The sequence below is a fragment of the Stenotrophomonas veracruzanensis genome (genome assembly GCF_032911525.1).
In the GTDB taxonomy this organism is placed as follows: domain Bacteria; phylum Pseudomonadota; class Gammaproteobacteria; order Xanthomonadales; family Xanthomonadaceae; genus Stenotrophomonas; species Stenotrophomonas africana.
The window spans coordinates 1-12,542 of the sequence record NZ_JAWJTI010000060.1 but is presented as its reverse complement, the minus strand read 5'-3'; the positions used below and the strand labels follow the sequence as shown (position 1 = coordinate 12,542).

Below are 12,542 nucleotides of genomic sequence, written 5' to 3'. Positions count from 1 at the left end.
GGCGTCCTGCCCAACCCGCCCGAGGCATGCCTCGGGCCCATGGCGCCAACGGTCCTGCACGCCCATGCCCTCAGCCTCTGGATACATTGCTGCGAGCGCGGTGAGCTTTGTTGCAGGCGATGTGCTTTGGGTAGCTGCCAACCTTGGTTGGCGCAGCTTTTGACCTTGCTTTTTTCTTTTGATTCTGAATTTCGCTCTCGTTCCGCGCGCGCAGGAAACTGTCGGGAGGGGGACGGGTGACGCAGGCAGGACCGTTGGCGCCATGGGCCCGAGGCATGCCTCGGGCGGGTTGGGGCAGGACGCCCAACCCTGGTCTTGCCGTGTGCGCAGGACAGCGCACACGAGCAAGGCGCCATCGAGCCTACAGGGATGTACTTGCGGCGTGTCCTGCCTGCGTCACCCGTCCTCCTCAAGCCACCATCAATGCAGGCGCCGCGAACAACCTGTAATCCTACTTCGCATACTGCCCCCCGCAGTCGGCATCCTTGCCCGGCCCCAGTTCGATGGTCGCCAGCAATGCCGCCGGCGGCGCGATGCTGCCCAGTGCCAATGCCACGGCGCCACGAATACCCAACGCCTTGAAGTCCGGGCGGAATGACGGATCCTTGAAGGTGCCAGCGATGTGCAACGGTGAGCGCAGTACCAGGATGCTCTTGTCCTTGGGGCGCGGTTTCAGCAGCAGGTCCAGGGTCTCGTCGCGCAGGCTGACCGTGCCTTCGCCGATGAGAATCGTGTCGGTGGTGTCCACCGCCAATGCCTGGCTGGTCATCTGGCCGTCGCGCACGCCGAAGTCGGCGAAGGCGCAGCGCAGGGGAATCTGCTTGTCGCCGGTCACCAGGAATTTCAGCGACTCGGTGATGTCCAGGCCGGCCAGTTCCATCACCAGGTTGCCGACATGGCCACGGCCCATCGCCAGGCCGACCTTGCCATTGCTGCTGCCGAGCATGGCGGCGATCGAGTTGCCGCGGCCGCTCAGGTCCACTTCGCCGCCGATGCCGCCTTTGGCCTGTTCAGCCAGTTTCGCGTCCGGGAACAACTGGCCCAGCTGCACGCCGCGCACGCTGGCCTTCAGCGCGGTGCTGATCTGCGGACGACGCGCGTCCATGCGAATGGTGCTGCGGATGTCGCCACCGGCGACGCCGAAGTTCAGCGGGTCCAGCCGCAGCACGCCGTCATCCAGCAACAGGTGCGCGTCCATGTCGTCCAGCGGCAATGACGGCGCGTTGATGCGATGGGCCTTCCAGCGCACGTCGGCATCCATCGCGCGCAGTTTTCCGAGGTTGTAGGGCGTGTCGGGCAGCACGCGTGCACGGGCAGCCACCCGTGCGGCCTCGGCCTTCTGTTCTGCGTTGGCGGTTTCGCCGCCGCCGGTCTTTGGTGGGGCACCGACGAAGCCGGCGAGGTCATCGAAATCCAGGCGTTTGGATTCCAGCGTGGCCGTCAGCTTCGGGCGCGTGCCGCCCACTTCGAACTGCAGGTTGCCGCCGAGATCACTGTCGCCGACCTTGCCGGTGAAGGCGTCGTAGCGCCAGATGTTGTGGTCACGCTTGAGCCGGCCGTTCAACGCATAAGGGGGCGACGGCGGAATGGCAATGCCGAGCAGCGGGTAGAGGTCGGCCAGGTCCTGGCCGCTGAGCGCGAACTGCAGATCGAACACGCGCAGCTGGAAGGGATTGGTCAGCGTCCCACTGGCGACCGCGTGGGTGGCGCCTGCCCGGCCATCAAGATGGATGCGGAACGGGTGGTCGCTGTCGGTCAGCTCAAGCGGTGATTCGGTGCCGCCACGCAGGGTGAATGGATTGCCCTGCCAGTGTCCCTTGCCCTGTACCAGAAGCGGTGGCGCAGCGTCGGCCTGTTTCGGCTGGCCGCTGCGCATGTCCACGCGGATATCAGTGCGGCCGAGCGCATCGAGGAACTGCAGGCGCCCATCGTCGATGCGCAGCCGTTTGAGCTGCGGACTGGTCCCGCCGGTGCTGCCACCGAGGAAATCCCAGTTGCCCGGGTCGCCCTTGCGCGGAGCGGTTTCCAGCAGCACGTCCGGCCGGGTCAGGCGCACTTCGGGCAGCTGCACGCTGCCGCGCAGCAGGGGCCAGACCCGCACGTCGATCTCGACGCGGTCGGCGCTGGCCATGTCAGGCTGCTTTGCCCAGCTTGCATTGGCGAAGGTGATCGCATCGGCGCGGATGGTACTGGTGCGGCCGAGGTCGACATCAAGGTTCCCGATGTGCAGCACACGGCCGGTGCGGGCCTGCACCGCGCGCTCCACCGGTCCCTTGAACCAGTTCCAGTCCCACAACGCGATCAGCAGCAGGATCGCTGCCAGCAGGAAGATCAGGATCGTAAGCCAGCGCCGGCCTCGTGGGCCGGGGCGGCGGAGGCGCCAGGGGGGCGTGCGCTTTGCGGCAGGGGAGGCGGCAGCATTCACGCTGCCATGGTTGCCTCTTCTTCGTGGACAGGGCGCGAAGCGTCCATGTGCATGGTGTGCACACGCGGCCCGCGCGCGGCCGTTTACAGCACCTGCATGGTGACCGCGACGAAGTGGCAGACACTGCCACCGATCACGAACAGGTGCCAGATCGCGTGCGAGTACGGGATCGATTCACGGTGGTAGAAGTAGGTGCCCAGCGTGTACGACAGGCCGCCGGCGAACAGCCAGGTGAGGGTGCCGCCGTCGATGGAGGCCCACATCGGCTTGATCGCCACCACCACCAGCCAGCCCATGGCGATGTAGATCACCGTGGAGAGCACCTTGAAGCGGCCGGTGTAGAACAGCTTGAACACCACGCCGCCCAGCGCCAGCGCCCAGATCGCGGTGAACAGGCCCCAGCCCCACGGGCCGCGCAGGCCGATCAGGGTGAACGGGGTATAGGTGCCCGCGATCAGCACATAGATCGCGCAGTGGTCGAACACCTTCAACCGGCCCTTGGCGACCGGATGCTGGATGGCGTGGTACAGGGTGGAGGCGGTGTACAGCAGCAACAGCGCGATACCGAAGACGATCGCGCTGGCCAGCTGCCAGCCGTCGCCGTAGATCGCAGCCAGGGTGATCAACACCGCGCTGGCGGCCAGGGCGAATACCGCGCCCAGACCATGGGTCAGGGCGCTGGCGATTTCTTCACGGATCGAAGCAATGGACGTCGTGGACATGGGCGTGGGCATCGGTCACGGGGAGGGGGACCCGCGTCCCCCTATCATCGCCGCGATGGGCGACATGTGCACGCCCGTCACCGTATGGTGGGTGAATCCCTGCACTGCGCCGATGAACCCATGATCGGTAGATCCACGCGATGCGTGGATGAACCGCCCGCGACGGCTGGGTCAGAGCCCTTTCCTTGCGGGAAGGGATCCGACCCGCTGGCATCAGCCCACCGAAACCGTATGCGCCGCTTCGCGGGTGGCCGAGAAGCGCACGTCCGGCGAGCGTTCCTGCGCCAGCTGCAGGTTGACCCGGGTCGGTGCCAGGTAGACCAGGTGTCCGGCCGCATCCAGTGCCAGGTTCAGCGCGTTCTTCTCGCGGAACTCTTCAAGCTTCTTCTCGTTGCTGCAGTGGACCCAACGCGCGGTGGTCACGCTGACCGGCTCGAAGGTGGCTTCCACGCCGTACTCGTCCTTCAGTCGGTAGGCGGCGACGTCGAACTGCAGCACACCCACCGCACCCAGGATCAGGTCGTTGCTGGTGAGCGGGCGGAAGAACTGGGTCGCGCCTTCCTCGGACAGCTGGGCCAGGCCCTTCTGCAGCTGCTTGAGCTTGAGCGGATCACGCAGGCGTGCGCGGCGGAACAGTTCCGGGGCGAAGTTGGGGATGCCGGTGAAGGTGACCGCTTCGCCTTCGGTGAAGGTATCGCCGATGGAAATGGTGCCGTGGTTGTGGATGCCGATCACATCGCCCGGCCAGGCTTCGGCGGCAATCTCGCGGTCGCTGGCCATGAAGGTCAGCGCGTTGGCCAGCTTCATTTCCTTGCCGGTGCGTACGTGGAAGGTCTTCATGCCGGCGCTGAAACGGCCCGAGCAGACGCGCATGAACGCCACGCGGTCACGGTGTTGCGGGTCCATGTTGGCCTGGATCTTGAACACGAAGCCGGTCAGCTTGTTCTCTTCCGGGGCGATCTCGCGGCCGGTGGTGGAGCGTGCCTGCGGGGACGGCGCATGCTCGACGAAGAAATCCAGCAGCGGTTGCACACCGAAGTTGTTCACGCCCGAGCCGAAGAACACCGGGGTCTGCTTGCCGGCGCGGTAGGCGTCCAGGTCGAACGGATGGCTGGCGCCCTGCACCAGTTCCAGTTCGTCGCGCAGGTCGGCCAGCATCTGTGCACCGATCTTCTCGGCCAGGCCGGGGGCATCGATGGACGGGAAGATGGTCGAGTCCTGGCGGGTGAAGTTGCGGCCCGGCTCGTACAGGTGCACTTCGCCGGTCAGCAGGTGGACGACGCCCTTCAGGCGCTGGCCCATGCCGATCGGCCAGGTGACCGGCGCGCACTGGATGCCCAGCACGGTTTCCACTTCATCCAGCAGCTCGATCGGGTCCTTGCCTTCGCGGTCGAGCTTGTTGATGAAGGTCATGATGGGCGTGTCGCGCAGGCGGCACACTTCCATCAGCTTGATGGTGCGCTCTTCCACGCCCTTGGCCACGTCGATCACCATCAGCGCCGAGTCCACCGCGGTCAGCACGCGGTAGGTGTCCTCGCCGAAGTCGGCGTGGCCGGGGGTGTCGAGCAGGTTGACGATCTTGCCTTCGTACGGGAACTGCATCACCGAGGAGGTGACGGAGATGCCGCGCTCCTTTTCCAGCGCCATCCAGTCGGAGGTAGCGTGGCGGGCAGCCTTGCGGCCCTTCACCGAACCGGCCATCTGGATCGCGCCTCCGAACAGCAGCAGCTTTTCGGTCAGCGTGGTCTTGCCGGCGTCAGGGTGGGAAATGATGGCGAAGGTGCGGCGACGCGACGCTTCGTTGGCGACTTCGGACATGGCAGTGGCGCCCGCCCGGGGCGCTTTTCAAAGAGATAAGCGCCCGATTATACCGGCCGGGGCCGGTCAGCGCCCGATGCCGCCCTCGGCCTCGCCCTGGCGGGCGAACTGCAGCTGGCCCTGCTCGGTGAAGATGCGTGCCGGCACCGAGCGCAGGCCCATGCCGCGGTTGACCTGCACCACGAAGTGCAGGTGCGGCGCGCTGCTGTAGCCACTGTTGCCGGACAGGCCGATCGGCTGCCCGGCGCCCACCGCCTGGCCGCGACGCACGCGCATGCCGCCGGCCTGCAGGTGGCCGTACAGCGCCATGCTGCCGTCGCTGTGCAGCACGCGGATGAAGTTGGCGCGACCAGCATCGCGTTCGCGGTCCTGGCCGTTGCCACGGAAGCCATCCTGGATCTGCATCACCGTGCCCTCGCGCGCGGCCAGTACCAGCGTGCCCTCCGGCAGCGCGAAGTCGACCGCGTCGCGGTTCTCCTCGTCATCGTGGCTGAACCGCCCCTGCGGCGCCTGGTCCACGCGCGGACGGGCCGCATCGAACGGCAGGCGGTAGGCGACATCCTCGGCCTGTGCGGCTGGATTGCCCGGCACCGAGTGCAGGCGCAGGTCCAGCGCGCGGCCATCGAGCGGGGCGGGCAGGTGGCCGACCACCAGGCTGCTGTCGCCCTGGATCAGCGACTCGACCGGGAGGCCTTCGACCGGGTGTCCGGGTGCAGCGCGCAGCTGGATCTGCAGCGGTCCTGCCAGCCCATTGTCGATCCGGGCCTGCCATTGCGTGCCGACCGGCTGCAGGCGCAGCTGGGCCATGGGGGTGGCGCCCTCGACACTGCCTGCGCGGGTGGCTGGGCCGGAGGGGGGAATCAGTCCCCAGCCCTGGCGCCAGTCGCCGGCGTGTGCAGTCGCGCTCGTCAGCAGAGCCAACAGCAGGCAGGACAGGGGCAGGCGCGGCATCGGCGGTTCCAGTGAAAGGGACCGCCGGGACTGTACTTGATCCTGAACGGAACGGGCGCGACGGCGCTCGCAGAGTGGAGTCGGAAAATATTCATCGCTTTATCCGCATGAAGGGATTGACAGTGCGCGAAAGGGCTGGCATCGTGGCCCCACCATCGAGACCGGCAGAGGGACAGGCCCTTTGAAGCCGGGGCAGCCCGCGGATGCGAAAGCGTCTGCGTAGGTGCCAAATCCTGCGGGGACCGTGGCGTCCACCGAAAGATGGTTCGAACCATGCACCGCACGTGCATCTCGAACGCGGGCCCGCGAAGGCTCGATGGCCGATTCCCCAACCGGATCCCGCCATGAGCTTCGCCGCCAGTACCGCCATTCGCCCCGAACCCTTTGTCCCCGTCAGCGTGCCGGTCGAAGACCGTGTGCATGCCGAGCGTGGTGAGTTCGCCGCGGTGCTGTCGATGCGTCACGCCGGCCCCAGCCCGGTGCGCCTGCGCTATGAGTGGGTCGGCCCGGCCACTGCGCCGGTGGTGGTGCTGGCCGGCGGCATTTCTGCCCATCGCCATGTGGCGTCCAACGCGCAGTTCAGCGAGAAAGGTTGGGCCGAAGACCTGGTGGGCAGCGGCCGCGCGCTGGATCCGCAGCAGCTGCGCGTGCTGGCCTTCGATTTCATCGGTGCTGACGGTGCTCTGGATGTGCCGATCGATACCGCCGACCAGGCTGATGCGTTGGCACTGCTGCTGGATCATCTGGGTATCCGCACGCTGAAGGCCTTCGTCGGCTACTCGTATGGCGCGCTGGTCGGCCAGCAGTTCGCGATCCGGCATCGTGCCCGCGTGCGCCAGCTGGTGCTGGCCAGTGGTGCGCACCGCCCACACCCGTATGCCGCGGCCTGGCGCGCATTGCAGCGCCGCGCGGTTGCGCTGGGCCAGCTGCAGTGCGGTGAAGACCACGGGCTGGCGCTGGCACGGCAGTTCGCCATGCTCAGCTACCGCACGCCGGAAGAGTTTGGCGAGCGCTTCGACGCCGCACCGGAAGTGATCAATGGCCGCGTGCGCGTCGCCGCCGAAGACTATCTTGACGCTGCCGGCGCGCAGTATGTCGCGCGCACGCCGGTGACCGCCTACCTGCGCCTGTCCGAATCGATCGATCTGCATCGCGTCGACCCTGCCGCGATCCTGCCGCCCACCGTGGTGGTAGCCGTGGAGGGCGACCGCCTGGTGCCGCTGGCCGACCTGGTCGGCCTGGTCGAAGGGCTGGGCCCGCGCGGCAGCCTGCGCGTACTGCGCTCGCCCTACGGCCACGACGCCTTCCTCAAAGAAACCGATCGCATCGACGCGATCCTCGCCACCGCCTTCCGCACTTCTGGAGAGTCCGCATGAGCCTGCACGCCAACGAGCCGTCCTGTAGTCGCACCACCGCCGCCGTCCGCGCCGGCATCGATCGTGACACCGCGCATGGGGCGGTCACGCCGCCGATCGTGCTGTCGTCGAATTTCAGCTTCGAAGGCTTCGGCAACAAGCGGCAGTATGACTACACGCGCAGCGGCAACCCCACGCGTGACCTGCTGGGTGAAGCGCTGGCGGAGCTGGAGGGCGGCGCCGGTGGCGTCATCACTGCGACCGGCATGGGCGCGATCAACCTGGTGCTGAACGCGCTGCTGCAACCGGGCGATACTCTGGTCGTGCCGCACGATGCGTACGGTGGCAGCTGGCGCCTGTTCAATGCGCTGGCGAAGAAGGGCCACTTCGAGCTGGTCACCGCCGACCTGACCGATCCGCGCGCGCTGGCGCAGGCGCTGGCCACCCAGCCGAAGCTGGTGCTGGTGGAAACGCCGTCCAACCCGCTGCTGCGCATCACCGACCTGCGCTTTGTCATCGATGCCGCGCACAAGGCCGGTGCGCTCGTGGTGGTCGACAACACGTTCCTGTCGCCGGCCCTGCAGCAGCCGCTGTCGTTCGGTGCGGACCTTGTGCTGCATTCCACCACCAAGTACATCAATGGCCACAGCGATGTGGTGGGCGGTGCGGTGGTCGCGCGCGATCCGGCACTGCACGAGCAGCTGGTGTGGTGGGGCAACGCGCTGGGCCTGACCGGTTCCCCGTTCGACGCCTTCCTGACCCTGCGCGGCCTGCGCACGCTGGATGCGCGCCTGCGCGTGCACCAGGAGAACACCACGTCGATCGTTGCCCTGCTGGACCAGCATCCGGCCGTCGGCGCGGTGTACTACCCGGGCCTGGCCGATCACCCCGGCCACGCCATCGCCGCCCGCCAGCAGAGTGGTTTCGGTGCGATGCTGTCGTTCGAACTGGCCGCGTGCGAAGGCGATGATCCGCATGCCGCAGTGCGTGCCTTCGTCGATGGCCTGCGCTGTTTCACCCTTGCCGAATCGCTGGGCGGCGTGGAAAGCCTGATCGCGCATCCGGCCACCATGACCCATGCGGCGATGAGCGCCGAAGCGCGTGCGGCCGCCGGCATCAGTGAAGGGCTGCTGCGCCTGTCGGTCGGCATCGAGGCCGAGCGTGACCTGCTGGCCGATCTCGGTGCCGCGCTGCAGCGCGCCGAAGCCGTGATCGATGCAGCCGCGCGCCGCAAACAGGTGGTGGACGCATGAGCGCGCTCGCCGCTGAAATTCCTGCGCTTGGCGTGGGACGACTGGCGCTGCTTGGCACCGGCACGGTAGGGTCGGCCTTCGTGCAGCGCTACCAGGCGTTGCAGGCGCGTGGGCTGGAACTGCCCAGTGTGCAGTGGCTGGCCAATTCGCGCACCGCGCTGGCGATCGACCGCGATCTGGCGTTGCCGCTGGAGCTGGCACGGCGCGCACCGCGTGACGGCCTCAGCTCGCCGCCGTGGGCCAGCGCCGAAGGACTGGAGCGTGGTGATGTGGTGGTCGACGCAACTGCCAGCGAAGACGTCGCCGCGCGCCATGTGCAGTGGCTGGCGCGCGGCGTGCACGTGGTGACCGCCAACAAGCTGGGCCGTGGTGCGCAGCTGGCTCGTGCGAAGGCCATTGCGGAAAGCTGTGCCGACAGTGGCGCGCGTTATGGCGACAGCGCTACCGTCGGTGCCGGCCTGCCGCTGTTGAGCAGCCTGCGTGCGCTGGTGGCCGGTGGCGACCACATCCATGCCATCGAGGGCGTGCTGTCCGGTTCGCTGGCGTGGCTGTTCCATCGCTATGACGGCCAGTCGCCGTTCTCGGCGGCGGTGCGCGAGGCACTGGCGGCCGGTTATACCGAACCGGACCCGCGTCTGGACCTGTCCGGCGAGGACGTGCGCCGCAAGCTGCTGATCCTGGCGCGCAGCAGCGGGCTGGCGCTGGATGCCTCGCAGGTGCAGGTGGATTCACTGGTGCCTGAAGCGCTGGCAGCGTTGCCGCTGGAGCAAGCAGTGGCTGCACTGGAGCAGTTGGATGCGCCACTGCAGGCGCGTTGGCAGCAGGCACGCGACAACGGCCGTGTCTTGCGTTTCGTTGGCCGTGTTGACGGCGAGGGGGCGCAGGTGGGCCTGCGCGAGTTGCCGGCCGATCATCCGCTGGCGCAGGGGGCAGGCACCGACAACCGCGTGGCCATCCACAGCGATCGCTACCACCGCCAACCCTTGTTGATCCAGGGGCCAGGTGCGGGCGCGGAAGTCACCGCCGCTGCGCTGCTGGATGACGTGCTGCGCATCGTAAGTTGATCGCATCGCTTGTGTAGAGCCGAGCCCATGCTCGGCTCCTACGGGCGAGATCCCCTCCTGCTGGATAAGCCGAGCATGGGCTCGGCTCTACAGGGGGGGGGCGCGGCTCAATGTGCCTTCAACGCCTTCAACAATGCGCTGTTGAACTGCTTGGGGTCCTGCACCTGTGGCGAATGGCCCAGTTCGGCGAATTCGACCAGCATCGCGCCGGGAATGGCCGCCGCCGCCGCTTTGCCGAGCGCCGGATAGTTGCCCAGCGTCGCCTTGACCGCAGGCGGCGCCAGATCACGGCCGATCGCGGTGCGGTCCTTCTGGCCGATGAACAGCGTGGTCGGCACCTGCAGGTTCTTCAGTTCGTAGACCACCGGCTGGTTGAACACCATGTCCGAGGCCAGCGCCTGGCTCCATGCCACGGCCTGCTTGCCCGGGCCTTCGTACATGCCCGACTGCATCCGCGCCCACGGTTCATACGCCGGCTTCCATTGGCCGTCGTAGTACACGTCCAGCTGGTAGCGGCGGATGCTGTCATAGCTGATGTTCATTTCGCCGGCGTACCACGCGTCCACGCTGCGCCAGGGAACACCCAGCGCCTTCCAGTCCTCCAGCCCGATCGGATTGACCAGCGACAGGCTGCGCAGGTCCTGCGGGAACATCAGCGCGTAGCGCACCGCCAGCATGCCGCCCATCGAATGACCGACCAGGTGCACCGGTACATCACCCAGTTGCAGCTGTTGCAGCAGGGCATGGGTGTTGGCCGCCAGCTGCGCGAAGCTGTACTGGTAGCGCTCGGGCTTGCTGGATTTGCAGAAACCCACCTGGTCCGGGGCAATTACCCGGTAACCGGCGGCAACCAGCGGCTTGATCGATTCCTTCCAGGTGGCGGCACAGAAATTCTTGCCGTGCAGCAGCACCACCACGCCGATGGGCGCCTTCTTCGGCGCGATGTCCAGGTAGGCCATCTCCAGCGGCTGCCGCTGTGATTCCAGCGCGAAGGTCTTCACCGGATAGCCGTAGTCGAATCCCTCCAGCCGCGGCCCGTAAGTGGGCGCGGCCAGGGCAGGCAGCGGCAGGCAGGCAAGCAGGGCGGCGGCGATTACGCGCATGGAGCGGTCCTGGGCAGGGGGAGCCCCGAGCCTAACCGCAACGCAGTGATGGTGTCGTCCGACCGGGCAGATTCGACCTGCGGCCCGACGCCATCGCGCCGGGCCCGGTCAACCTCAACACTCGATGACGTTCACCGCCAGCCCACCGCGGCTGGTTTCCTTGTACTTGTCCTGCATGTCGCGGCCGGTATCGCGCATGGTCTTGATCACCTTGTCCAGCGACACCTTGTGCTTGCCGTCGCCACGCATCGCCATGCGCGAGGCGTTGATCGCCTTCACTGCGCCCATCGCATTGCGTTCGATGCAGGGGATCTGGACCAGGCCACCGATGGGGTCGCAGGTCAGGCCGAGGTTGTGTTCCATGCCGATTTCCGCGGCATTCTCGATCTGGCTGGGATTGCCACCCAGCGCCGCGACCAGGCCACCCGCCGCCATCGAGCAGGCCACGCCCACTTCGCCCTGGCAGCCGACTTCGGCGCCGGAGATCGAGGCGTTTTCCTTGTACAGGATGCCGATCGCTGCCGAGGTCAACAGGAAATCGAATACGCGCTGCTCGTTGGCGCCAGGGCAGAAGCGGTCGAAGTAATGCAGCACCGCCGGCAGCACGCCGGCCGCACCGTTGGTCGGCGCGGTCACCACGCGGCCACCGGCGGCGTTCTCTTCGTTCACCGCCAGCGCGTACAGGTTGACCCAGTCCAGCGTAGTCAGCGGGTCGCGCATTGCCGCTTCCGGCTTCGACGACAGCTCGCGGTACAGCGCCGGTGCACGACGGCCAACCTTCAGGCCACCCGGCAGCACGCCTTCCTCGCGGATGCCGCGCGTCACGCACGACTGCATCGCACTCCAGATCTCGCGCAGCTGCGCGCGGATCTCGTCCTCGCTGCGCCAGCACTTCTCGTTCTCGAACATCAGCTGGGCAATGCTCAGGCCGCTGCGCGCGGTCTGCGCCAGCAGCTCGTCGCCGCTCTTGAACGGGTAGGGCAGCGGGGTTTCGTCGGGCACGATGCGGTCATCGGCCGCGTCGTCCTGGTTGACCACGAAGCCGCCGCCGACGGAGTAGTAATCGCGGGTGGCGATCACTTCGTCGTCGGCGTTGTACGCGGTGAAGCGCATGCCGTTGGTGTGGTACGGCAGCTTCTGGCGCTTGTTCATGCCGAGGTCGCGCTTCTCGTCGAAGGCGATCTCGTGCTGGCCCATCAGCTGGATGCGCTTGCTGCTGCGGATGCGCTCCAGCGTGGCCGGAATGATGTCCGGGTCGATCAGGTTCGGCCGCTGGCCTTCCAGACCCAGCAGGATCGCCTTGTCGGTGCCATGGCCGCGGCCGGTCAGCGCCAGCGAGCCGTAGACATCGGCACGGATGCGTGCGACCTCGTGCAGACGGCCCGGATCGAGCAGCCAGCGGTGAATGAATCGCTCGGCAGCCTTCATCGGCCCGACGGTGTGTGAGGAGCTCGGGCCAATGCCGATCTTGAAAACGTCGAACGTGCTGACAGCCATGGTTGCCGTACTGCGGGTACCGGAAGAGACGGCTATTCTAGCGGTTCACGCCGCACTTCCATGGCTGCGGCGCAGCATTTCCGCCAGGGGGATCCATCCGGTGTTGACTCTGTTCCAGCGTGACGACTGCCACCTGTGCGACATGGCCCTGGCCGAGCTGGCCAAGGCCAGGGCGCCGGAGTTCGAATCGGTGTTCCTGGATGACCAGCCGGCGCTGGAATCGCGCTACGGCGCGCGGGTGCCGGTGCTGCGAGACGAGCGCGGCGACCGCGAGCTGGATTGGCCGTTCGACGCCGCCACGGTTCAGGCCTGGCTGGCCGTCGATCGGTAGTGGGCGGGGGGGGGGGGGGGGGG

At 67.3% G+C, this 12,542-nt stretch carries 10 protein-coding genes and 1 riboswitch; of the genes, 4 read left to right on the top strand and 6 right to left on the bottom strand.

Annotated features, from left to right (window positions below):
- Positions 1-451: 451 nt before the first annotated feature.
- The 4 genes from R1H25_RS19925 to R1H25_RS19910 form a co-directional block, all read right to left on the bottom strand.
- Positions 452-2,425, bottom strand: a complete 1,974-nt coding sequence (locus tag R1H25_RS19925) for an AsmA family protein (RefSeq protein ID WP_317224432.1) — start codon at positions 2,423-2,425, stop codon at positions 452-454.
- An 83-nt stretch (positions 2,426-2,508) separates the two neighbouring features.
- Positions 2,509-3,147, bottom strand: coding sequence for a hemolysin III family protein (locus R1H25_RS19920; RefSeq protein ID WP_005410682.1), 639 nt, complete (start codon positions 3,145-3,147; stop codon positions 2,509-2,511).
- A gap of 213 nt (positions 3,148-3,360) precedes the next feature.
- Positions 3,361-4,965, bottom strand: coding sequence for a peptide chain release factor 3 (locus R1H25_RS19915; protein ID WP_014038155.1), 1,605 nt, complete (start codon positions 4,963-4,965; stop codon positions 3,361-3,363).
- A gap of 66 nt (positions 4,966-5,031) precedes the next feature.
- On the bottom strand, positions 5,032-5,916 hold the full coding sequence (locus tag R1H25_RS19910) for a M23 family metallopeptidase (protein WP_317224431.1): 885 nt from the start codon (positions 5,914-5,916) through the stop codon (positions 5,032-5,034).
- A 149-nt stretch (positions 5,917-6,065) separates the two neighbouring features.
- A riboswitch (SAM riboswitch) is annotated at positions 6,066-6,184 on the top strand.
- 76 nt (positions 6,185-6,260) lie between these two features.
- Here R1H25_RS19910 and R1H25_RS19905 point away from each other — a divergent pair.
- From R1H25_RS19905 to R1H25_RS19895, 3 genes are read left to right on the top strand one after another with little or no spacing between them, the layout of a single operon-like run.
- Positions 6,261-7,292, top strand: coding sequence for a homoserine O-succinyltransferase (locus tag R1H25_RS19905; RefSeq protein ID WP_317224430.1), 1,032 nt, complete (start codon positions 6,261-6,263; stop codon positions 7,290-7,292).
- Positions 7,289-8,524, top strand: coding sequence for an O-succinylhomoserine (thiol)-lyase (locus tag R1H25_RS19900; protein WP_317224429.1), 1,236 nt, complete (start codon positions 7,289-7,291; stop codon positions 8,522-8,524). Before R1H25_RS19905 ends, R1H25_RS19900 begins: the two co-directional genes overlap by 4 nt.
- Positions 8,521-9,588, top strand: a complete 1,068-nt coding sequence (locus tag R1H25_RS19895; RefSeq protein WP_317224428.1) for a homoserine dehydrogenase — start codon at positions 8,521-8,523, stop codon at positions 9,586-9,588. The genes R1H25_RS19900 and R1H25_RS19895 overlap by 4 nt, the downstream gene beginning before the upstream one ends.
- A 107-nt stretch (positions 9,589-9,695) precedes the next feature.
- Here R1H25_RS19895 and R1H25_RS19890 read toward each other — a convergent pair whose 3' ends face one another.
- Both R1H25_RS19890 and R1H25_RS19885 read right to left on the bottom strand, forming a co-directional pair.
- Positions 9,696-10,691, bottom strand: coding sequence for an alpha/beta hydrolase (locus R1H25_RS19890; protein ID WP_317224427.1), 996 nt, complete (start codon positions 10,689-10,691; stop codon positions 9,696-9,698).
- Positions 10,692-10,805: 114 nt separating this feature from the next.
- A complete protein-coding gene (locus R1H25_RS19885) occupies positions 10,806-12,188 on the bottom strand; it encodes an L-serine ammonia-lyase (RefSeq protein ID WP_006464040.1) in 1,383 nt (460 codons plus the stop codon).
- A gap of 100 nt (positions 12,189-12,288) precedes the next feature.
- On the opposite strand from R1H25_RS19885, the gene R1H25_RS19880 reads away from it, so the two are divergent.
- Complete coding sequence (locus R1H25_RS19880; RefSeq protein WP_049447590.1) at positions 12,289-12,519, top strand: glutaredoxin family protein; 231 nt, start codon at positions 12,289-12,291, stop codon at positions 12,517-12,519.
- Positions 12,520-12,542: the final 23 nt, after the last annotated feature.